The following is a 22,779-nucleotide window of genomic DNA, read 5'->3' as shown; positions in this document are numbered from 1 at the left end:
TGCCTTGGCCCAGCATGGCTCCTGGAGGTTGAGCGCCGATAAAGCAGATATAAAGAAAGGTATAAGTTCTTGCTCCGCCCGCACCCGCCGATTCCGCTCGCTTATGATTCGGGCAGGGCGGCGGCGCAATGCCGCTATGCGGCTTCAACAGGAACGAGGGCGAGCGTGTCCGACAAAATTTTGATCGTTGAGGACGACCGGGATATCGCTGAGGTCGTGGCGCGGCGCCTCGCCAAGGACGGCCTCGAATGCGTCGTCTGCGGCACGGGCGTCGAGGGCCTGCGGCGCCTCTCGGCGGCCCGCCCGCGGGTCCTGCTCTGCGACCTCATGCTCCCAGACTGCCCCGGCGAGGTGCTCGTCCGCTACGCCACCTCCGCGGAGCCCCCGGTGCCTACCATCGTCATGTCCGCTCGTGGCACGACGGCGGATAAGGTCGACCTTCTGTCGCTCGGTGCCGACGATTACGTCTCTAAGCCGTTCGACCTCGAGGAGCTCGCGGCGAGAGTTGCCGTTCAGCTGCGGCGCGATGCGAGCCGCTCCGCGCCGGGCGCCCGCCTATTGCGTGTCGGTCGCTGGGGAATCGACGAGGGGGCTCGCATCTTTACCGTGGGCGGAGGGACGGTCGACCTCACGCGCGTCGAGTTTGACCTTATCCTGACGATGGCAAGGCGCCCCAAGCGGGTCTTTACGCGCCCGGAACTCTTCGAGGCGGTATGGGGCCAACGCTACAGCGACGACGCAAAGACTGTCAACGTGCACATCTCGAACATCCGGGCGAAACTCAGGCCTACGGGGACCGACGGCTACATCGACACCGTGTGGGGCGTCGGGTTCCGGGTCAATCCGCCGGCTGAGGAGGGCAGCGACCGATGAACGCCGCCGAGCTCAGCGGGGTCACCGTGCTGTGCGGTGGCGAGAAGCTCCTCGACTCGGTCTCGCTCGCGGTTCCGGAAGGGGAGCTCTGGGTCCTTGCCGGCCGCGCGCTCGCCTGCTCGCACGCGGCGCTGCGGGTGATGGCCGGCAGGGCGCGGCCTGATCTGGGGACGGCGCTCGTATTTGGGCGGCCGGCACACGAGATCCGTCGCGAGCTGGGGTTCGTTGCTTGCGGGCAATCTTCTTCGGCGACGCTGCTCCGCGCGATGCCGCGGGTTCGCGCCGCCTTACGATGCCGCGCCGGCGCCGGAGCGCCGAGCCGCTCCGCCCGTGTTCTCGATGCCTTGGGGATGGATTTCGCGCAAAACCCGATCGGCGAGCTGTCGCGGCTGGAGAGGCGAAAGACCATCATCGCCGCCGCGCTTCTGGGTGAGCCGACGCTCCTGTGCATCGCGGACCCGCTCGTCGACCTTGGCCCTGCGGAGCAACGCGAGCTGGCCAACGGTCTCGCCGCCGCGCGAGAAGCGGCGAGAACCACAATCGTGTGCTCCTCGGCAAGGCTGGCGGGGTTCGAGCCGATCGCCGATGCGTTTGCGGTGTTCGACGGCCCGAGCTTGGCCGAGGTCGCGAGGTCTTCTCAGCTGAGGCTTGGCGTTGGAGAGAGGCGCCTGCTGCGCACTGCCGACCTCGCCCGCGACTTCGTGATCTTGTCGCGGGAGATGCCCGGGGCCCGGCTCTCGGTTGAGTACGACGCGGCGGAAAAGAGCCGGTCGATCCGAATCGAGGGCGCAGACGAGCTAACGCTGGGGGAGGCGCTCAAGCGGGCGGGCGCCGTGGTGCTCGAGCTTCGCTCCTTACCCTTATCGATCGACGAGCGGCTCGGGCTGGCATGACCCGGGCGCGCAATTTACGAGAAGAGCGGTGGAAACAATGACCGTCACGATAATCACCGTCGCGTTCCTCGCTGGGTTCTTCGCGGCCGGCGCGCTGTACGAGTGGGAGCTGCGCCGGCAGGCGCGAGCCGTCGAGCGCGCCGCCGATTCCTTGCGGCTCAGTTTTTCCGCGTGGATCCCGACACGGGGATGGCTGCGCCTATGCGGGGCGATGTCGCGCCTGTCCGAGCGGCTCGAGGCCACGGACGACGCGGCCCGCCACGAGGTGGGGGAGTACCTGCGCGGCCTTTCCGCGCTGAGCCATGACATGCGCACGCCGTTGGCCGGCGCAAGGGGCTACGTGCAGCTGGCGCAGGGCGAGTGCGAGGCGGCTGGCGGGGCGCGCACCGAAGCGGTCGGCGAGGCGCGGGGCTATCTAGCCTCGGCTGTCAGGAGGTTGGACGACGCTGAGCGCCTCCTTGACCAGCTGGCGGATTTCGTAAGGTCGAAGGACCCCGACCGCCGCTACGCGATGGAGCGCGTGGCCGTGTTGCCGCTGCTCATCGAGGTGCTCGGCGGATATGAGCCGCAGCTTGCCGCGGTCGGCTGGGAACCGCGGATTGACTTCGCGGACGAGGGTCTCGCTGTTATGGCCGATCCGGCGGCGCTGCGAAGGGTCTTCGACAACGTCGTGTCGAACGCTATGCGCTACGGCTCGGGGGACCTGGGCTTTATTCAGCGGGGGAGCGGCGAGCGGTGGAGCATCGAGATGTCGAACAACATTGATAATCCATCGCAGATCGATGAACAAAAGATGTTCGAACGCTTATGGAAATCCAACAGCGCTCGGGGTTCCAACGGGCTGGGGCTGGGCCTCTCGATCGCGCGATCGCTCGCCGAGGACATGGGCATGACCCTGCGCGCAGAGGTCGCCGGAGCGCGCGTCTCGCTCATCCTCGAACCCGCCGCCCTCACCGGGTGACAGGTTCCCGCCTGCAAATAGGGGACAGTCCCCTTTCTGCAGCGGTTTTGGGACAGACCTGCACCGGGTGACAGGTTCCCCCGTGCAGCAGCGCGTACCTGTCACCAGCTGCTGCACAAATGACGGGTTCGCGCCAGGCGACGCCCCTACCAGGCGATAAACACGTTGTTGCCGGGCTTCTTGGGCTCGTCGGGCCACTCGGGCACGACGTCCGCGCTCGCGAACACCGCGCCAAAGGCCTCGCGGACCTCGCGCAACGGCGCACTCCCGCGGCCCTCGAGAGGGCAGCGCACGTCGGCGATGTACGCCCCGCCCTCGCGCAGGTGCTCGCGAATCACGCGCGCGCCCTCGGCGGTCTCCATCGGCCCGAGTGGCCGCTTGCCGCCGAACGCTTCGTTCACGATGACGTCGTACAGCTCGCCGGTCCCGCCCGCCGCGCCGCCGCGCACCACATCCCACGCGTCGCCCACGACGATCCGCATCCGCCCGTCGCGCTCGGCGCCGGTCTGCTCCAGGCACTCGTCCAAAAAGAACTGCTCACGCGCGATGCGCACCATCTCGGGATCGATCTCGGCCACCACCACGTCGGCCTCGGGCACATGAACGGCCAGGTACTTAGGCAAAGAGAAGCCCCCGCCGCCCATCATGAGCACGCGCGGGCGCCGCCCCTCGCGCGCCGCCGCGGCCGCGCGGGCCTCGATGCGCCGCGCCATCTCGCGGTGATACTCGCACGCGAGCTCGCAGCGCAGCCCCTCCTCCACGTAGCTCACCGACTGGAACGTCCCGTTCACGTTGATGAGCCGTACCGCCGTGCCGTCGGCGGCCTCGGAGTCAAAGATCAACGTGAGTCCGAACATGGTGCGGCACATCTCGACCCCGCGCCGGCGCAGCAGCCACGGCAGCGCCGCCACGATGGCCACGAGCGTCGCGCCCACCGCGCAGCTCCACCAGAACAGCGCCATCCAGTCCATGCCCAACCAGCCTTTCAGTTCCGCCCGCCATTTGGGGACAGTCCCCAAACCGCAGCGCTTTGGGGACACACCTGCCGCCGGCGGCCATTGCTCGCGGCAAACAATCGCCGCCGGCGGCCGTCTTCGTTCTCCCGCACACATACCGCAACTATTGCGATAACATATGAGTTTGCGTTTTCGCCCAATCGGGCCCCGCCCGCGCGAAAACGTCCGTTATACTAGCCCATACGACTGCGCGACTGCGCCGTCTCACATCAACCTTAACGGAGGAACTCTTATGATTCTCGGCCTTGGCATCCCTGAGCTCGTCATTATCCTCGTCGTTGTCCTGGTCATCTTCGGGCCCAAGAACCTCCCGAAGATCGGCTCCGCCCTGGGCAAGACCGTCAAGAACGTCCGCGAGGGCATGGAGGGCGAGGACGAGAAGATCGAGTCCGCCGCCTCTGACGCCGCCGCTGCCGCCGACGACGCCGTCGAGGTCGTCGAGGACGACGACGATGCCGACGTCGACGAGGCCCCCGCCGCCTCCGACGACAAGTTCTGCGGCCACTGCGGCGCCAAGAACCCCGCCGGCAACGCCTTCTGCAGCAGCTGCGGCGAGAAGCTCAGCTAGTCGCAAACCCGAGTCGCGGCCCCGGCCCACGAGCCCCGGCCGCGATTTCTCCGAACGCCCCGCGTCCCGCACCGCGCCCCGCGTCCCGCACCGCACCGCGCGCCGCGCACAACGCCCCGCACCACTCGAGTTAGAGAGGCACCCATGGCAGACACCAAGAACATCGTCCTGACCCCCGAAGGCCGCCAGAAGCTCGTCGACGAGCTCGCCTACCGCGAGGGCGAGAAGCACGACGAGATCGTCGAGCGCATCAAGGAGGCCCGCGGCTTCGGCGACCTCTCCGAGAACTCCGAGTACGACGCCGCCAAGGAGGAGCAGTCCCAGAACGAGTCGCGCATCAACGAGATCCGCCAGATCCTCGCCAATGCGACCGTCGCCGAGGCCGGCTCTTCCCGCGACCTGGCCGTCTCCATCGGCACCACCGTCGAGCTCGTGGACGCCAAGGGCAAGAAGACCTCCTTCACCATTGTCGGCACCACCGAGACCAACTCCCTCGAGCACAAGATCTCGAACGAGTCCCCGGCCGGCGCGGCCCTTATCGGCCACAAGAAGGGCGACGAGGTCGAGGTCGTCGCTCCTTCCGGCAAGTCCCGCACGTACACCATCACGGGGATTTCCCGCTAAGCGTACTTGCGACCCAGCTACGAAAGCGCACGCCCCGCGACTGCCTACCCGCAGCTGCGGGGCGTTTTTATCGATTGGACAAAGGGACAGTCCCTTTGTCCACTCCACACAAGAAGGAGCCATCATGGCCGACCAGCCCAACAACGCCGCCCCCGCCACCAACGACGAGCGCGCCCAGCGCCGCCTTCGCCGCCAGGCCCTCATCGATGCGGGCGTGAACCCGTACCCCATCCGCGCCACCGTGACCGCCCACGCCGCGGAGCTCGAGGAGCGCTACGCCGACCTCGAGGACGGCGGCGTCACCGAGGACGTCTACTCCCTCACCGGCCGCATCCGCGCCTTCCGCAAGCAGGGCAAGATCGCCTTCATCGTCATCGAGGACTGCACTGCGCAGATCCAGCTCTTCTGTCGCGTGAACGACCTGCCCGAGGCCGACTGGGCGCTTCTCGGTAACCTCGACCTCGGCGACGTCATCGGCGCGACCGGCGCCGTCATCCGCACCAAGCGCGGCCAGCTCTCGCTCGCGCCGACCCACCTGGAGATCCTCTCCAAGTCGCTGCGCCCGCTGCCCGAGAAGTTCCACGGCCTCACCGACCGCGAGGTTCGCTACCGCCAGCGCTACGTCGACCTCATCATGAACGCCGATGTCCGCGAGACCTTCCGCAAGCGCAGCCAGATCATCAGCCTGATCCGCCGCTACATGGAGGCCGACGGCTACATGGAGGTCGAGACCCCCATGATGCACGCCATTCTCGGCGGCGCCAACGCCAAGCCCTTCGTCACGCACTTCAACGCCCTCGACCGCGACTTCTACCTGCGCATCGCCACCGAGCTGCCGCTCAAGCGCTGCATCGTGGGCGGCCTTGAGCGCGTCTTCGAGATCGGCCGCCAGTTCCGCAACGAGGGCATGGACCTCACGCACAACCCGGAGTTCACCTCCATGGAAGCTTATTGCGCCTACTCCGACCTCGACGGCATGAAGGCGCTGACCGAGGGCCTCTTCAAGACCATCGCGCGCGAGGTCTGCGGCTGCGAGGAGGGCCACGAGGTCATCACCTACCAGGGCCAGGAGGTCGACATGTCCGGCACCTGGGCGAGCCGCCCCTTGGCCGACATCGCCTCCGAGGTCGTCGGCGAGAAGATCGACATGGACACCCCCATCGAGCACCTGCGCGAGCTCTGCGAGAAGCACGGCATCGAGCCGCAGGACAACTGGGGCGCCGGCAAGCTCCTCTTCGAGCTCTACGACGAGCTGGGCGAGCAGACCATCGTCAACCCGACCTTCGTCTGCGACTACCCCGAGGAGGTCAGCCCCCTTTCCAAGCGCAAGGACGAGGACCCGCGCCTCACCGACCGCTTCGAGCTCGTCATCTGCGGCCACGAGTACGCCAACGCCTTCTCCGAGCTCAACGACCCCGTTGACCAGGCCGGCCGCTTTGCCGAGCAGGTCGCGGCCAAGGGCTTCGGCGACGACGAGGCCATGGGCTACGACTACGACTACGTGCGCGCCCTCGAGTACGGCATGCCTCCCGCGGGCGGCATCGGCTACGGCATCGACCGCATGGTCATGCTGTTCTGCGACGCACCCGCCATCCGCGACGTGCTGCTCTTCCCGGCCATGAAGCCCGAGACCATCACCCGTGCGGACATCGCGAGCCAGCTCCCGGAGACCACCGACGGCACCGCGGCCTCCGTGGACGCGCTGGCCGACGACGCCGAGAACGGCGCCGCCAACGAGGCCGCCGCAGCCGGCCGCGGGGCCGAGGCCCCCGCGCTTAAGACCGGCCTTTCTCGCGAGCAGGCCTTTGAGCTGCTCAAGCAGTACAACGAGGACCCGTTCCACATCGCGCACGGCCAGACCCTCGAGGGCCTCATGCGCTACTACGCCGCCCAGTTCGACCCTGCAAACGTCGAGTTCTGGGGTCAGGTCGGCCTTCTCCACGACCTTGACTGGGAGAAGTTCCAGGACGAGGTTCAGCACACCGTGAAGGCTGCCGAGATTCTGGCCGAGGCCGGCGCCAAGCCCGAGCTCGCGCGCGCCATCCAGACCCACAACTCGGACAACAACCCCGACCTGCCCGCTCCCGGCTGCAAGATGGAGTGCGTGCTCTTTGCCTGCGACGAGCTCTCCGGCCTTATCCAGGCCGCCTGCCTCATGCGCCCGTCCAAGTCCGTCATGGACTTCGAGGTCAAGAGCCTGAAGAAGAAGTTCAAGGACAAGCGCTTCGCCGCCGGCTGCAACCGCGACGTTATCCGTCGCGGCGCCGAGCTCATGGGCATGGAGCTCGACGAGCTCTTCGCCGACGTCATCGAGGCCATGAAGGCCATCCAGCCCACCTGCGACGGCGTCAGCTAGTCCGCCTCTGCGCCCCGAGCGCCCCTGTTCCTTGATTTGAGGGTTTTGCGTCGCCGGATTTGGTGCCAAGTCGCAAAACCCTCAAATCAAGGAGAAATTCCTCCTCATATTCGGGGTTTTGCGTCCTGCGCCCAAAAACTAGGACGCAAAACCCCCAAATCGAGGAATGCCCAGCGCCCTTTGCCCGCTCGCCCCCAAGTTTGGAAGCCTTCCGAACTTGGGGGGGAGGCGTACCCGGTTAAATTACGGAGGGGCTGGCCTCTCCTTTTGTTGCTTCCCGGCCGCCCCGCGTCGGCTAATCTTGGGGAGACCCCCCGCACGCACCGCTTGGAGTCCCTGTGATCAAGCTCGCCCTCACCGACCTGGACGACACCCTCATCCCCTTCGGCCAGCCCCGCGCCAGCGAGGCGTCGCGCGCAGCCATCCACGCCGTGTTGGACGCCGGCGTCCACTTCGGCCCGGTCACAGGCCGTCTACCTGCGGATATGTCGTGGATGTTCGACAACGACGAGGCCTGCTACGCCACCGGTGCATTTGCCAACGGCCAGGTCGTGCGCGTCGACGGCGAGGTCGTGCGCGAAGTCGCCATCCCCGCGTCGGCCCTCACCCACGCCCAGCAGGTCCTCGACGAGTTCGGCGGCGGCGCCGTCTGCCTCTACGACCCCTGGCAGCTGGGAAAGATCGCCTACATTACTGTCGAGGCCGCCCGCCTGCGCAAGAACCCGCCCCCGACCTGGGGCGATATCACGCAGGTCCTGCCGGCCGTCACCGACTTCGACACCGACTACGCGGCCGAGAACGGCGAGCCCGCCTACGTCAAGGCCAATATCCAGACCACCTGCGCCGACGATGAGCGCCCCGCCCTCATGGAGCTGCTGCGCCGTGAGGTTCCTGAGCTGGCCTTTGTTTCGCCGAGCGCCAAGGCCGCCGTCATCGACATCGTGCCGCTCGGCTGGGACAAGGGCTGCGGCGTGCGCGTCCTCGCCCGTGCCCTCGGCCTCGCCGCCGACGAGCTTGTGGCGTTCGGCGACTCCGAGAACGACCTCGCCATGATCGACGCCGTCCAGAACTCCGTCGCCGTGGCCAACGCCTCCGAGGCCGTCGCCTCCCGCGCCCGCTGGCACATCGGCGCCTGCGACGACGCGGCCGTCGACGCCGCCCTTCTCGATATCGCCTCCGCCGCTGCCGAGAGGCGCCTTCCGCGCTTCATGACGGAGTGGGGGAGAGGCCCGCGGACAAAGGGACTGTCCCTTTGTCCACCAAGCGCCCGCCCTCCGCAAAACGTTTGAGTACTCATTTCCCCAAATCGTTCAAAACAATCGAATCATTCGAACTGTCCGCAGGTAAACGGCGTAATTTCTACCGCTCGCCGCAAAAGTTCAGAACCTGCGGACTCCTTGCTCCAGCCGCAGCCCGCCGGTGGTATCTTCAATTTAGGCAATTAGGCGATGCGTCGCCTAAATAAGGGGGATCTACAAGAAGCACGACCAAACAGAAGGGGAAACAGCATGAAATTCTTTATCGACACCGCCGACATCGACGAGATTCGCGAGGCTATGAGCTGGGGCTGCCTGGCCGGCGTCACCACCAACCCGTCGCTTTACGCGCGCACCGGCGGCAAGCTCGCCGACTTCGAGGGCCACATGCTCAAGATCGCCGAGATCTGCGAGGGCCTGCCCGTCTCCGCCGAGTCGCAGTCCAAGACCACCGAGGGCATGATCGAGGACGGCCGCCGTCTCTCCGCCCTGGCCCCGAACATCGTCGTTAAGCTCCCGATTTGCGCCGAGTCGCTCGCCGCGACCCACACCCTGGCCGCCGAGGGCGTCCGCATCAACATGACGCTCGTCTTCAGCCCGACCCAGGCCCTGCTTGCCGCCAACGCCGGCGCCCGCTACATCAGCCCGTTCGTCGGCCGCTTCGACGACATCGCTGAGGACGGTATCCAGCAGCTCGCCAACGTCGTCGCCTGCGTCCAGAACTATGACTGGAGCGGCAAGAACGTCGACGACCAGGTCGAGATCATCACCGCCTCCGTGCGCACCCCGAACCACGTGACGCAGGCCGCCCTCCTCGGCGCCGACATCGCCACCGTGCCGTTCGGCGCCCTCAAGAAGTGCCTGAAGCACCCCCTGACCGACCAGGGCATGGCCTCCTTCGACGCCGACTGGGCGAAGGTCGTCGCGGCTCAGTAAAGCCTGAGAACTCCCGAGGTTCCCCGCCGAGCGCGCGGGGAACCTTTCTTGCTGAATCCAACCAACATTAAGGAGGCAACATGACCGACGACGAGCTCAAGCGCGTCGCGAACGAGGTCCGCAAGGGCATCGTCACGGGCGTCCACGCCGCCAAGGCAGGCCACCCGGGCGGCTCCCTTTCCATCGCGGACATCCTCACCTACCTCTACTTCGAGGACATGAACGTCGACCCGGCCGACCCCAAGAAGGCCGACCGCGATCGCCTCGTCCTCTCCAAGGGCCACGCGGCTCCCGCGCTCTACTCCGTCCTCGCCAACCGCGGCTTCTTCCCGGTCGACGAGCTCACCACCCTGCGCCACATCGGCAGTCGCCTGCAGGGCCACCCGAACATGAACGACACCCCCGGCGTCGACATGTCCACGGGCTCGCTCGGCCAGGGCGTCTCTGCCGCCGTGGGCATGGCGCTCGCCGCCAAGCACTGGGGCGACGAGTACCGCACCTACGCCATTCTCGGCGACGGCGAGATCGAGGAGGGCCAGGTCTGGGAGGCCGCCATGTTCGCGGCCGACAAGGGCCTGGACAACGTTTGCTTTGTGGTTGACCACAACGGCCTGCAGATCGACGGCTCCATCGAGGAGGTCAACTCCGCGATGCCCATCGCCGACAAGTTCCGCGCCTTCAAGTTCAACGTCATCGAGGTCGCCGACGGCAACGACATGGCGCAGGTCCGCGAGGCCTTTACGGCCGCGCGCGCCCACAAGGGCGAGCCGACCTGCATCGTGGCCGAGACGGTCAAGGGTAAGGGCGTGAGCTACATGGAGAACCAGGTGGGCTGGCACGGCAAGGCCCCCAACGACGAGCAGTACGAGCAGGCCATGGCCGAGCTCGAGGCCGCTGGGAAGGAGCTGTAAATGGCAGACGTGAAGAAGGTCGCCACGCGCGCCAGCTACGGCGAGGCCCTGGTCGAGCTCGGCGCCGAGCGCGACGACTTCGTGGTCCTCGACGCCGACCTCGCCGCCGCGACCCAGACCGGCAAGTTCAAGGCCGCCTACCCCGAGCGCTTCTACGACTGCGGCATCGCCGAGTCCAACATGGTCGGCATCGCCGCGGGCGTTGCCGCCGCCGGCAAGAAGGTCTTCTGCTCGACGTTCGCGATGTTCGCTGCCGGCCGTGCCTTCGAGCAGGTCCGCAACTCCATCGGCTACCCGCACCTGAACGTCAACATCTGCGCCACGCACGCCGGCATCTCCGTCGGCGAGGACGGCGCCTCTCACCAGTGCAACGAGGACATCGCTCTCATGCGCACCATCCCGGGCATGACCGTCATCGTCCCGTCCGACGACACCGAGGCCAAGGCCGCCGTGCGCGCCGCGCTCGACTTCGACGGTCCCGTCTACATGCGCCTCGGCCGCCTCGCCGTTCCCGTGGTCAACGACCCCGAGACCTACGACTTCCAGATTGGCAAGGGCGTCACCCTGCGCGAGGGCACCGACGTGACCCTCGTGGCCACCGGCCTCATGGTCGCCGCCGCCCTCGAGGCCGCCGACGCGCTCGCCGAGAAGGGCGTCTCCGCCGAGGTCATCAACATCCACACCATCAAGCCGCTCGACGAGGAGCTCGTCCGCGCTTCCGCCAAGAAGACCGGCCGCGTCGTCACCTGCGAGGAGCACTCCGTCATCGGCGGCCTCGGCGACGCCGTCCTGGGCGCCCTTGCCGCCGAGCCCGTGCCCGTGCGCAAGGTGGGCGTGCAGGACGTCTTCGGCGAGTCCGGCCCCGCCGTCGACCTGCTCCACAAGTACGGCCTGGACGCCGAGGGCATCGTCTCCCAGACCCTCGACTTCCTCGGCAAATAAGACAAGCGGACAGCCCCTTCGTCTTATCGCCAACGCACGCGCGGCCCGCGGAACCAATCCGCGGGCCGCTTTGCGTTAATGGATAATCAATCGTTCTTTTATGGGGTTTAGGCCGATAACGGGCCATTTGCTAAACTGGTAAGGCAACTGTCCGCTGTGAGCAAAAGGAAAAGGAGCTTTCGTGGCCAACCACTCTAGCAACACTGAGCGACAGGTGTCGGACGCCGAGGAGACCGTCTCCGAGGCCACCCCGGCTGCGGCAACCGTAGCGACGCAGGTCATCGATGATGATGTCGTCGACGCCATTCTGTACCCCGAGCTCATCTCTGCGACGCTGGACGCCCCCGCCGTTTACACGAGCGACCCGGCTGCTGCCATGACGTTCGACGACGACTTCACCGTCTACGCGGCCACCGCGTCTGAGCCCGCCAATCCCGCCGATCCCACGGATCAGCCCGGCTTCACCAGCGTCTTCGCACCTCTGGTCGACGACGATGCCCCTGCGGTATCGCGCACGGGCAAGCCCACCGTGTCGTTCAAAAACGTATCACTCATCTATCCGGCCCAGCCCAACAAGCCCGCTCTCGACGGCGTCAGCCTTGATGTGTACCCTGGCGAGTTCGTCTTCGTTGTCGGGCACTCGGGCTCCGGCAAGTCCTCGCTTCTGCGCCTGATCACGCGCGAGCTCAAGGCCACGCACGGCCGGGTCGTCGTCGGCGGCCAAGACCTCACCAAGATGCGCAACAAGAAGGTCCCGTACCTCCGCCGCCAGATCGGCACCGTCTACCAGGACTTCAAGCTTCTGCCCAACAAGACGGTCTACGAGAACGTCGCCTTTGCCCTCGAGTGCATCGGCAAGCCGCGCTCCGTTATCGATGCCCAGGTCCCCGAGGTGCTTCGCCTCGTCGGCCTCGCCGAGCGCATGGGCCACTTCCCCGACCAGCTCTCCGGCGGCGAGCAGCAGCGCGTCTCCGTTGCGCGCGCCATGGTCAACCGCCCACCGCTGCTGATCTGCGACGAGCCCACGGGCAACCTTGACCCGGCTATCTCGCGGGGCATCATGAAGCTGCTCGACCGCATTAACCGCGCGGGCACCACCATCATCATGGCCACCCACGACCGCGAGATGGTCGACTCCATGCGCAAGCGCGTCATCGCGCTGGAGGCCGGCCACATTGTTCGCGACCAAGAGAAGGGAGGCTATGGCTACTATGGCGCCCTCTAACATCGGCTATTCCTTCCGAGAGGTCGGCCAGCACTTCCGCCGCAACTGGACCACGGTCCTCGGCGCGGTCGTCACCATCTTCCTCTCGCTCTTTATCATCGGCCTCTTCGTGCTCGGCACCGCGCTGATCGACAACATAATCGGCTCTGTCGAGGATGAGGTCACTATCCAGGCGTTCCTCTCCGACGACGCAACCGACGAGCAGATCCAGGCCTACGCCACTAAGGTCGAGGGCTGGGACAACGTCGAGAGCGTCACCATCCGCACCAAGGAAGAGGCGCTCGAGCAGTACCAGAACCAGATGTCCAACCGCAACGCGAGCGACGCCATCAGCGCGCTCGACGGCGAGAACCCGCTGCCCGCGTCGCTGGTCATCAAGCTCGACGAACCGCAGCAGGTCGAGTCCACCGCGAACAGGATCGTGGACGACGCCGACTTCGCCGCCATCTGCGACTCCAAGGACAGCCCGGTGTCCGACGTCAACTATGGCCGCGAGACCGTTGAGAAGCTCTTTAGCGTGACCAGCTACATCCGCATCGCCGCCGTGGTGCTCGTGGCCTTGCTCACCTTCGTCGCGTTCGTGTTCATTAACAACACGATCCGTCTGGCTATCACCGCGCGCCGCCGCGAGATCGGCATCATGCGCCTGGTCGGCGCATCGAACGGCTACATCCGCAGACCGTTCATCCTTGAGGGTATCCTCGAGGCCATCCTCGGGGCCATCCTGGCCATCATCGTGCTGGTCGTCGGCATGAATGTGCTGCTGCCCAAGCTCTCCGCGAGCATGCAGTTCCTCTCGTTCAGCATCCCGGCCCGCACTATGGGCGTTTGCTGCGCGGGTCTGCTCGCCATGGGCGTGGCCATCGGCCTGTTCGGCTCCGCCATCGCCATGAGGCGCTACCTCAAGGTCTAGTGAGAAAAACATACGGTTCGCGCGCGGGGCGTCGCTTTGGCGACGCCCCGTTTTTTGTTGCGCGCGGCCTGCGGTTTGGGGACAGCCCTCTTTTTGCACACGCGTGGAAGCTGCGGGCTCGTCGCCGAATCGTTGGGCGAGCTCCCTGAAGCGGCGGTTCGTGTGCAAAAAAGGGGACTGTCCCCAAACCGCAGGCCCCTCGACGCTTTTCTCGCCGAAATCCGCTAAGTATGCAATCAAACTCGGGTTCGCCGAGTAGCCCTGCCCGCTCGGCACACAAAATCGCAGGTCAGGGCGTTGCCAGATTTCCTTCTACTCGCCAATCGCAATTTTGATTGCATACTTAGTGCGTTTACGCCTCCGACGGGCCGCAAGGCCGCGTCTCGACGACCATCCGTTACGATTGAGCCGTCAAAATCCGCGTCAAAGAGGGGGAATCACGTGGCCCGCAAGCGCCCGCACCATGGAAACACCCGCCGCGGCTCCTCCAAGGGGCCGCGCAAGCAGCGCCGCACCGTCTCCGGCATCCTGCGCGTCCTGCGCCCCGGTTCGGCCGTGGTCGAGACGGCCGAGGGCACCTTCGACGTTACCCGCTCCGGCATCCGCGAGGCCATGAGCGGCGACGAGGTCAGCGTTTTTCTCGTCGGCGGCAAGAGGCCCGGCCAGGGCAAGCTCGCCGTCGTCGACTCCGTGCTCAACCGCGCGACCCACACGCTGCTCGGCCGCTTCGAGCTCGCGGGCCCGCTCGGCGCCGTCGTCCCGCTCGACAACCGCCTCTGCCACGACTTCTTCGTCGTCCCCGAGGACACGAGCCCCGCCCGCCTCGGCGTCGCCCCCGGCGACATCGTGGCCGCCCGCATCGTCGAGTACCCCACGCCCTACACCGCGGCCGTCGTTACGCTGGACCGCCGCGTCGGCTCGGCTGACGAGCTCGATATGAACATCGAGTCCGTCATCGCGAGCCATGGCCTGGCCTGCGACTTCGCGCCGTCGACCCTCGCCGAGGCGGAGGCGATAAGCGCCGACGCGGGCGCCGCCCTCGCCGCCGACCCGCGCCGCCGCGACCTGCGCGACGTCCTCTGCATGACCATCGACCCCGCCGACGCCCGCGACTTCGACGACGCCGTGGGCGCCCGCGAGCGTGCTGACGGCGGCTTCGACCTCGACGTCCACATCGCCGACGTCACGCACTACCTGCCCTGGGGCTCCTCGATGGACCTCGAGGCCCGCGCCCGCACCTGCTCCGTCTACCTCGTGGACCGCGTGCTGCCCATGCTCCCCGAGCGCCTCTGCAACGACGTCTGCTCGCTGCGCCCGGGGGAGGACCGCCTCGCCATGACGGTCCGGATGCGCCTCGATGAGCGTGGCCGCGTGGTCTCGGCCCGCGCCTGCACCTCGGCGATCCGCTCCAACGCGCGGCTCTGCTACGACGAGGCCGACGCGCTTCTCAACGGCACTGCCGCCTTCTCTGACCTGCCCGTGGTTGACCCCGCGGAGGCTGAGGATGTGGCAGCCGCCCTGCGCACCCTCGACCGGATCCGCGCCCTTCGCGAGGCCCTGCGCCGCGCCCGCGGCGCCATCGACTTCGAGACCCGCGAGGCCAAGGTGACCCTCGACGCCGACGGCCACCCCACCGGCGTCCGCGTCCGCAACCGCACCCGCGCGACCGGCCTCGTTGAGGAGGCGATGCTTCTGGCCAACGAGTGCGTGGCAAAGATCCTGGCCGACGCCGAGATCCCGTGCGCCTACCGCGTCCACGAGCAGCCCGCGGCCGACGACCTGCGCCGCACCGTCGCCCCTCTCGATGAGCTGGGGCTTCTTGCCCCCGGCGACGCCGCTGCGCTCATGGCCGGCGAGCCTGCCGTCATCCAGGCCATCCTCGAGCGCGCCCGCGGCACCCGCGGCGAGTACCTGGCCAGCGCCCTGCTCCTTCGCGCCCAGCGCCGCGCCGTCTACCTGCCGCATAACGATGGCCATTATGCCCTCGGAGCTGCGGCTTATTGCCACTTCACCTCGCCCATCCGCCGCTATCCCGACGACGTCGTGCACCGCGCGCTCAAGGCGCACCTGGCCGGCAAGGACGGCTGCCCCGAGCAGCGCGCCGTCGAGCGTGTCCTGCCGCAGCTCTGCAACGATTGCTCGCGCATGGAAAGAACCGCCGACGCGGCCGCGCGCGATTCGCAGAAGATCAAGATGGCCGAGCTCTACGCCGGCCGCATCGGGCACCGAGAGGCGGGCGTCGTCTCGGGCTGCGAGCGCTTCGGCGTCTTTATCTGCCTCGATGAGACGTGCGCCGACGGCCTGCTTCCCGTCCGCAGCCTCGGCAACGAGTGGTTCGAGTACGACGAGAAGCGCCTCACGCTGACCGGCGCCGAGACCGGCGAGACCTGGGGCCTCGGCCGCCGCGTCGTCGTCGAGGTCGCCGCCGTCGACATCCCCCGCGGCCGCATCGACTTCCGCCTCCCCGCCAAATAAGACTCAGGCGCAGTCCCTTCGTCATATTTCGTCGCCCCGCGCGGGCCGCCCGCCGGCCGCCCGCCGCGCCTACGCAACAAACCCTGCATCTGGGGTCAAAATCGCGCCCAAAAATGACCCCAACTGCAGGGTTTGTTTTATTGCCGCCCCGCCACCCCGCCCCGCGCCGCCGCTGGGGCATAATGGGTACCTATCCAACCCGAACAGCACTTCGTTGCCGCGGCCCGCGCCGCTGGAGGATACATGAACGAACCGCAGACCGAGCTCACCGACGCGCTCGCCCAGGCCGAGGGCTACCTGCTGCAAGGCCAAGCCGAGACCGCCGCCGAGCAGCTCCGCCGCCTCGCCGAGGATGCCGAGGAATATGCCGACAAGAACTGCGCCGCCACCAACGAGGTGCAGTGGTTCAGCTTCCCGACCGCCTTCGAGAAGCTCGCGTACCGCCGCATCGAGGGCGACCCGCGCGAGCTGCGCGACGTCGGCGAGCCCCTCGACCGCCTCTACAACGACCTCGCCCTCGCGGCCGTCCATGCCGGCGACTACGACGAGGCCAAGGCCGCCCTCAAGTCCGCCGTCCGCTGGAACCCGATGGACTGCGCCGCGCGCCTGAACCTCGCCGACCTGTACAAGGTCGGCGGAAACATGGACGAGTACCTGGGTCTTTCTTTCTCCGTCTTCGAGCGCGCGAGCGACCCGCGCCACCTGGTGCGCGCCTTCGTCAACTTCTCGGCCTGGTTCCAGGTCAGCGAGAAGCCCCGCGTGGCCGCCGCCTGCCTGCGCGCCGCCCAGCTGCTCGACGTCTCCGACAGTGCCCTCGACGCCGCCGTCGACCAGGCCGCCGGCACCGATCGCGACCCGGCCGGCGTGTCCGACTCCGAGGTCCGCGGGCTTCTTGCCGACGAGGGCCTGCCTTGCGGCGCGAACCCCGAGGTGGCCGCCTGCCTGCTCATCTGTGCGTCCAACGCCGTCCGCGCCGGCGAGAAGAACGACGCCGCCGGCTTTACCCTGCGCGCCCGCGACCTGGTGGGCGAGCCCGCCGCCATGGGCCTTCTGCGCGCCATCCAGGCCGCCGAGGCCGAGGAGCTCGCCGGAGCGTCCGGGGCCGACGTGGCCCTCGACGCCGAGGACGCCGCGAGGAGCGTGAACTAGCCATGGCCAAGAAACCCAAGCCCGTGGCCAACACCCCCTCCAAGCAGGGCGGAAAGCCGACCAAGCTGCAAAAGAAGTCCATCGCCCGCAACCGTTCGGCGCGCCATGAGTACTTTATCGACGAGACTTTCGAGGCCGGCATCGAGCTCACCGGCACCGAGGTCAAGAGCCTGCGCGAGCGCGCGAGCCAGATTACCGACGCTTTTTGTCTCATCCGCGGCGGCCAGTGCTGGCTGCACGCCGTCCACATCCACCCGTACTCCAACGGCGGCGTGTGGAACGTCGACCCCGACCGCAAACGGCGCCTGCTCCTGCATCGCCAGCAGATCGACTATCTGGACGGCAAGCTTCGCCAGAAGGGCACCGCGCTCGTGCCGCTCGAGCTCTATTTCGATGAGCACAACCGCGTCAAGCTCGCCATCGGCCTCGGCCGCGGCAAGAAGCTCTACGACAAGCGCGAGGACATGGCCCGCCGCGACGTCGACCGCGAGATCGCCCGCGCCCTCAAAACCCGCAGCCGCTAGCCCACCCCGCCGCCCCGCCCCGCCTTGCCGACACACCTTGCCGGCACGCGCGCAAAAACAGGGATGGCGGCAGTTTTCCGCGCGAGGCCCGAGTATCCGATTTTCGAGCAACCCGTTTACCTGCGGTTTTGTTGAGCGTAAAGCGCGGTCTACTCGGAGGATACGCAAAAAACTGCCGCCATCCCCGATTTTTTGCAGCCGGTCGTCCCGCGAGCGCGGCTTTGCGGGCGGCCGGGGCGGCCGCTTGGGAGACCTGCCACCAATGACTGTCGCCAGCGATAAGCGTCCCGCCGCCCGTCCCTCAAAGTTCGGAAGCCTTCCGAACTTTGGTTAAGAATCATATATCCGCAGGTAAATCGTCCATGCGTTTCTTGGCAAGAAGCCCTTCGAAGTTTGGAAGCCTTCCGAACTTTAGGGAAGGGGGCCGCGGCTGCTCGGGGGGTCGCGGGCGCTCGGGGGCCGCGGCTCCTCGGGGCTGTGTTTCCGTTCTGAATCGGGCGGCGACCGGCGCGGGGGTCGCTGCCACAATGTGCAGGGCACGTCAGCACAAGCCCGGGGGAGGCCGCACGCATGATTCGCCGCGCCAAACAGGAATCCGAGTCGCTCGAGATCGCCTCGCTGCTCGCGCTCGCGGGCGGCATCATGGACGCCTACTCCTACCTGGTCCGCGATCACGTCTTCGCCAACGCGCAGACTGGCAATATGCTGCTCTTCGGCATTCACCTATCCGCCGGCCACTGGATCGAGTGCCTGCACTACGTCGTGCCCGTCGCGTGCTTCGCGGCCGGCATCGCGCTGTGTCACACCATCAAACTTTCTACCAAAGAAGAACGCTTCCACTGGCGCCAGCTCGCTCTCGCCATAGAGGCCGCATTCCTGGTCATCGTCGCGTTTATCCCCGCGGGCCGCAGCCTTTGGGCCAACGGCCTCACCTCGTTTGCGTGCGGCATCCAGGTCCAGGCGTTCCGCAAGTTCCACGGCCGCCCGCTGGCCACCACGATGTGCATCGGCAACCTGCGCTCGGGTACGCAATCGCTGGTCAGCTGGGTTAACGAGGGCAACCCCGCGTCCCTGCGCCACTGCCTGCTGAGCTTCTACGTCATCGTGTGCTTTGTCATCGGCGCCGTGGTGGGCAACTGGGTGCGGCCTGCGCTCGGCATCCGGACGATCCTGCTCTCCGCCGCCCTTCTCGCCGTGGCCTTCCTTGTCATGTTTGTCGACCGCGAGAGCCTCGAGGCCTAGCCGCTACCTCGCCCCGCGCCGCGCAGCCCGGCGTAGCTCCAATCGGACATATCCGCCCAGTTCGACACACTAATTTGCGACAATCGTACAACCCGTGCCCCGCTCACGGAAAAACTCGCGCCACAGCGGGTAATCTCGTCCGCCGGCTTGACGAAGCGTCAACCCCGAGGGGTACACTAAACCGATAACTGTGGGGACAGCTGTGCGTCTGCACCAACGCGGCCTCGGCCGCGGCAACGGACGCGCTCGCGCACGCGCAGTAAGCGTCCCGGGGCCATGGGGGTACTCGGGGAGTAATAAAGGAGAGGATATGGGACGTAAGTTCAAGTCCATGGACGGCAACGAGGCTGCCGCGCACGTATCGTACGCGTTCACCGAGGTCGCGGGCATCTACCCGATCACCCCATCCAGCCCCATGGCCGACCACGTCGACCAGTGGGCCGCCCAGGGCCGCAAGAACATCTTTGGCACGCCCGTCAACGTCGTGGAGATGGAGTCCGAGGCTGGCGCCTCCGGTACCGTCCACGGCTCGCTTGGCGCCGGCGCCCTGACCACCACATACACGGCTTCTCAGGGCCTGCTCCTGATGATCCCGAACATGTACAAGATCGCGGGCGAGGGCCTGCCGGGCGTCTTCCACGTGTCCGCCCGTACCGTGGCCTCCCACGCCCTGAACATCTTTGGCGACCACTCCGACGTCATGGCCTGCCGCCAGACCGGCTTCGCCATGCTCGCTGAGGGCAACGTCCAGGAGGTCATGGACCTCTCGCCCGTCGCCCATCTGTCTGCCATCGAGGGCAAGGTGCCGTTCCTGAACTTCTTCGACGGCTTCCGAACCTCCCACGAGATCCAGAAGGTCGCCGTCTGGGACTACGAGGACCTCGCCGACATGTGCAACATGGACGCCGTCCAGGCCTTCCGTGACCACGCGCTGAACCCCGAGCACCCTCACGCCCGCGGCTCCCACGAGAACGGCGACATCTTCTTCCAGCACCGCGAGGCCTGCAACACCGCCTACAACGAGCTGCCCGCCGTCGTCGAGTCCTACATGGGCAAGGTCAACGAGAAGCTCGGCACCGACTACGGCCTGTTCAACTACTACGGCGCCCCCGACGCCGACCGCGTCGTCGTCTGCATGGGCTCCTTCTGCGACGTCCTCGAGGAGGTCATCGACTACCTGACCGCCCAGGGCGAGAAGGTCGGCCTCGTCAAGGTCCGCCTGTTCCGTCCGTTCTCCATCAAGCACTTCGTCGACGTTCTCCCCGAGACCGTCGAGAAGATCGCCGTCATGGACCGCACCAAGGAGCCCGGCTCCATCGGCGAGCCTCTCTACCAGGACGTCGTCTCCGCCCTCTACGAGTCCGGCAAGGCCGGCATCAAGGTCGTCGGCGGCCGCTACGGCCTTGGCTCCAAGGACACGCCCCCCGCGTCCGCCTTCGCCATCTTCGAGGAGCTCAAGTCCGACGAGCCTAAGCGCGAGTTCACCATCGGCATCGTTGACGACGTCACCAACCTCAGCCTTCCCGAGGCCGAGGACGCCCCCAACACCGCCGCCCCCGGCACCATCGAGTGCAAGTTCTGGGGCCTCGGCGGCGACGGCACCGTTGGCGCCAACAAGAACTCGATCAAGATCATCGGTGACCACACCGACAAGTACGTCCAGGCCTACTTCCAGTACGACTCCAAGAAGACCGGCGGCGTCACCATTTCCCACCTGCGCTTTGGCGACTCCCCGATCCGCTCGCCGTACTACGTGACCAAGGCCGACTTCGTGGCCTGCCACAACCCCAGCTACATCATCAAGGGCTTCAAGATGGTCCGCGACGTCAAGCCGGGCGGCACCTTCCTGGTCAACTGCCAGTGGTCCGACGAGGAGTTCGCTTCTCACATGCCGGCCGTGGCCAAGCGCTACATCGCCAAGAACAACGTGACCGTCTACCTCATCGACGCCATCGACCTGGCCGAGAAGGTCGGCATGGGCAAGCGCACCAACACCGTGCTGCAGTCCGCCTTCTTCGCCCTGGCCAAGGTCCTGCCCGCCGAGGAGGCCCTCCAGTACATGAAGGACGCGGCCACCAAGTCCTACCTCAAGAAGGGCCAGGCCATCGTCGACGCCAACCACAAGGCCATCGACGCCGGCGCCACCGCGTTCCGCAAGTTCGAGGTGCCCGCCGACTGGGCCACCGCCGAGGACGAGCCCAAGAAGCTCACCCTTGAGGGTCGCGCCGCCATCGTCGAGCAGGTCAAGAACCTCCTCGAGCCCATCAACCGCATGGACGGCGACTCGCTGCCCGTCTCCGCCTTCAAGGGCATCGAGGACGGCCAGTGGGAGCTCGGCGCCTCCGCCTACGAGAAGCGCGGCGTCGCCGTCAGCGTGCCCAAGTGGGACGAGACCAAGTGCATCCAGTGCAACTCCTGCGCCTTCGTCTGCCCGCACGCCACCATCCGTCCGTTCATCCTCACCGACGAGGAGGTCGCGGCCGCTCCTGAGAACCTGCGCACCCTCGACGCCATGGGCCCGAAGGTCAAGGGCCAGAAGTTCACGCTGGCCGTCAGCCCGCTGGACTGCATGGGCTGCACCGTCTGCGTGACCGCCTGCCCGAAGGACGCCCTCACCATGGTTCCGCAGGCCGACGAGCTGCCTGAGCAGCAGGTCTTTGACTACTGCGTGGCCAAGGTCGCCGAGAAGCCCGAGGCCATCGCCGCAAACACCAAGGGCTCCCAGTTCAAGCAGCCGCTGCTTGAGTTCTCCGGCTCCTGCGCCGGCTGCGCGGAGACCAGCTACGCGCGTCTGGTCACCCAGGTGGCCGGCGACCGCATGTTCATCTCCAACGCCACCGGCTGCTCCTCCATCTGGGGCAACCCGGCCGCTACCTCGCCCTACACCACCAACGCCTGCGGTCACGGCCCGGCTTGGAACAACTCCCTCTTTGAGGACAACGCCGAGCACGGCCTGGGCTTCGAGGTCGGCTACACCGCCGTCCAGAACAAGCTCGTGTCCGACACCCAGGCGCTTCTCGCCACCGAGGGCCTGAGCGAGGACTTCAAGGCCGCCGCGCAGGCCTGGCTCGACGCCCGCAACGGCGACGCCGCCAGCTCCAAGGCCGCCTCTGAGGCCTACGTTGCCGCCCTCGAGGCCAACGGCTCCGACGCCGCGAAGGCGATTCTCGCCGACAAGTCCTACCTCTCCAAGAAGTCCTTCTGGATCTTCGGCGGCGACGGCTGGGCCTACGACATCGGCTTCGGCGGCCTGGACCACGTCCTTGCCTCCAACCACAACGTCAACGTCTTTGTCTTTGACACCGAGGTCTACTCCAACACGGGTGGCCAGGCCTCCAAGGCCTCTAACCTCGGCCAGGTCGCGCAGTTCGCTGCCGCCGGCAAGGTGACCAAGAAGAAGACCCTGGCCGAGATTGCCATGACCTACGGCTACGTCTACGTCGCGCAGGTCGCCATGGGCGCCAACCCCGCCCAGACCCTCAAGGCCATCCAGGAGGCCGAGGCCTACGACGGCCCGTCGCTGATCATCGGCTACAGCCCCTGCGAGATGCACTCCATCAAGGGCGGCATGAAGAACTGCCAGCTCGAGATGAAGCGCGCCGTGGAGTGCGGCTACTGGAACCTCTACCGCTTCAACCCGGCTGCCGCCGAGGGCAAGAAGTTCACCCTCGACTCCAAGGAGCCGGCGGGCGGCTACCAGGAGTTCCTGATGAACGAGGCCCGCTACAGCCGCCTGACCCGCGAGTTCCCCGAGCGCGCCAAGGAGCTCTTCGAGCTCAACGAGCAGGCCGCCATGGACCGCTACCAGCACCTCCTCAAGCTCAAGGCCATGTACGCCGACGCGTAAATCGCCGCAGCCCAACGTGCTAGAAAACCGCCCGTCACCTTCCCGGTGGCGGGCGGTTCTTCGTGCCG

18 protein-coding genes are annotated in these 22,779 nt (G+C 66.9%); 17 read left to right on the top strand and 1 reads right to left on the bottom strand.

The window, feature by feature from the left end:
* The first annotated feature begins 165 nt into the window (after positions 1–165).
* Genes U5709_RS06995 through U5709_RS06985 form a run of 3 tightly spaced genes read left to right on the top strand, consistent with a single transcriptional unit; the run spans position 166 to position 2,727 of the window.
* On the top strand, positions 166–873 hold the full coding sequence (locus U5709_RS06995; RefSeq protein ID WP_321972397.1) for a response regulator transcription factor: 708 nt from the start codon (positions 166–168) through the stop codon (positions 871–873).
* On the top strand, positions 870–1,766 hold the full coding sequence (locus U5709_RS06990; protein WP_321972396.1) for an ATP-binding cassette domain-containing protein: 897 nt from the start codon (positions 870–872) through the stop codon (positions 1,764–1,766). The genes U5709_RS06995 and U5709_RS06990 overlap by 4 nt, the downstream gene beginning before the upstream one ends.
* A gap of 37 nt (positions 1,767–1,803) precedes the next feature.
* A complete protein-coding gene (locus U5709_RS06985; protein ID WP_321973079.1) occupies positions 1,804–2,727 on the top strand; it encodes a HAMP domain-containing sensor histidine kinase in 924 nt (307 codons plus the stop codon).
* Positions 2,728–2,873: 146 nt separating this feature from the next.
* On the opposite strand, the gene U5709_RS06980 is transcribed toward U5709_RS06985, so the two are convergent.
* Positions 2,874–3,698, bottom strand: coding sequence for a fused MFS/spermidine synthase (locus U5709_RS06980; protein ID WP_321973078.1), 825 nt, complete (start codon positions 3,696–3,698; stop codon positions 2,874–2,876).
* 277 nt (positions 3,699–3,975) lie between these two features.
* Here U5709_RS06980 and tatA point away from each other — a divergent pair, with 277 nt between their 5' ends.
* From tatA to nifJ, 14 genes are all read left to right on the top strand, one after another.
* Positions 3,976–4,311, top strand: coding sequence for a twin-arginine translocase TatA/TatE family subunit (gene tatA / locus U5709_RS06975; RefSeq protein WP_321972393.1), 336 nt, complete (start codon positions 3,976–3,978; stop codon positions 4,309–4,311).
* A gap of 144 nt (positions 4,312–4,455) precedes the next feature.
* On the top strand, positions 4,456–4,935 hold the full coding sequence (greA, locus tag U5709_RS06970; RefSeq protein WP_321972392.1) for a transcription elongation factor GreA: 480 nt from the start codon (positions 4,456–4,458) through the stop codon (positions 4,933–4,935).
* A 124-nt stretch (positions 4,936–5,059) separates the two neighbouring features.
* Positions 5,060–7,291, top strand: a complete 2,232-nt coding sequence (gene lysS / locus U5709_RS06965; RefSeq protein WP_321973077.1) for a lysine--tRNA ligase — start codon at positions 5,060–5,062, stop codon at positions 7,289–7,291.
* A gap of 338 nt (positions 7,292–7,629) precedes the next feature.
* Positions 7,630–8,580, top strand: coding sequence for an HAD family hydrolase (locus tag U5709_RS06960; protein ID WP_321973076.1), 951 nt, complete (start codon positions 7,630–7,632; stop codon positions 8,578–8,580).
* A 219-nt stretch (positions 8,581–8,799) separates the two neighbouring features.
* Positions 8,800–9,483: a transaldolase family protein gene (locus U5709_RS06955; protein ID WP_321972389.1), complete on the top strand. Its 684-nt coding sequence runs from the start codon at positions 8,800–8,802 to the stop codon at positions 9,481–9,483.
* A gap of 80 nt (positions 9,484–9,563) precedes the next feature.
* Positions 9,564–10,394: a transketolase gene (locus U5709_RS06950; RefSeq protein ID WP_321973075.1), complete on the top strand. Its 831-nt coding sequence runs from the start codon at positions 9,564–9,566 to the stop codon at positions 10,392–10,394.
* Complete coding sequence (locus U5709_RS06945; RefSeq protein ID WP_321972387.1) at positions 10,395–11,336, top strand: transketolase family protein; 942 nt, start codon at positions 10,395–10,397, stop codon at positions 11,334–11,336.
* Positions 11,337–11,517: 181 nt separating this feature from the next.
* Positions 11,518–12,561, top strand: a complete 1,044-nt coding sequence (ftsE, locus tag U5709_RS06940; protein ID WP_321973074.1) for a cell division ATP-binding protein FtsE — start codon at positions 11,518–11,520, stop codon at positions 12,559–12,561.
* Entirely contained in the window at positions 12,548–13,474 is a 927-nt protein-coding gene (gene ftsX / locus U5709_RS06935) for a permease-like cell division protein FtsX (protein WP_321972408.1), read from the top strand. The genes ftsE and ftsX overlap by 14 nt, the downstream gene beginning before the upstream one ends.
* Positions 13,475–13,915: 441 nt before the next feature.
* Positions 13,916–15,949, top strand: coding sequence for a VacB/RNase II family 3'-5' exoribonuclease (locus U5709_RS06930; RefSeq protein WP_321973073.1), 2,034 nt, complete (start codon positions 13,916–13,918; stop codon positions 15,947–15,949).
* A 243-nt stretch (positions 15,950–16,192) separates the two neighbouring features.
* Positions 16,193–17,098, top strand: a complete 906-nt coding sequence (locus U5709_RS06925) for a tetratricopeptide repeat protein (protein ID WP_321972384.1) — start codon at positions 16,193–16,195, stop codon at positions 17,096–17,098.
* A gap of 2 nt (positions 17,099–17,100) precedes the next feature.
* Positions 17,101–17,622 carry an SsrA-binding protein SmpB gene (gene smpB, locus U5709_RS06920; protein WP_321972383.1) on the top strand — a complete coding sequence of 174 codons (522 nt, stop codon included), beginning with the start codon at positions 17,101–17,103 and terminating at the stop codon, positions 17,620–17,622.
* A 570-nt stretch (positions 17,623–18,192) separates the two neighbouring features.
* Positions 18,193–18,864 (top strand): YoaK family protein, encoded by a 672-nt coding sequence (locus U5709_RS06915; RefSeq protein ID WP_321972382.1) that lies wholly within the window; start codon positions 18,193–18,195, stop codon positions 18,862–18,864.
* Between the two features lie 310 nt (positions 18,865–19,174).
* Positions 19,175–22,711 carry a pyruvate:ferredoxin (flavodoxin) oxidoreductase gene (nifJ, locus tag U5709_RS06910; protein WP_321973072.1) on the top strand — a complete coding sequence of 1,179 codons (3,537 nt, stop codon included), beginning with the start codon at positions 19,175–19,177 and terminating at the stop codon, positions 22,709–22,711.
* Positions 22,712–22,779: the final 68 nt, after the last annotated feature.

The organism is Paratractidigestivibacter sp., assembly GCF_963660155.1.
Lineage (GTDB): Bacteria > Actinomycetota > Coriobacteriia > Coriobacteriales > Atopobiaceae > Paratractidigestivibacter.
The sequence above is the reverse complement of the archived record's forward strand: the minus strand, read 5'-3'. Positions and strand labels throughout refer to the sequence as shown.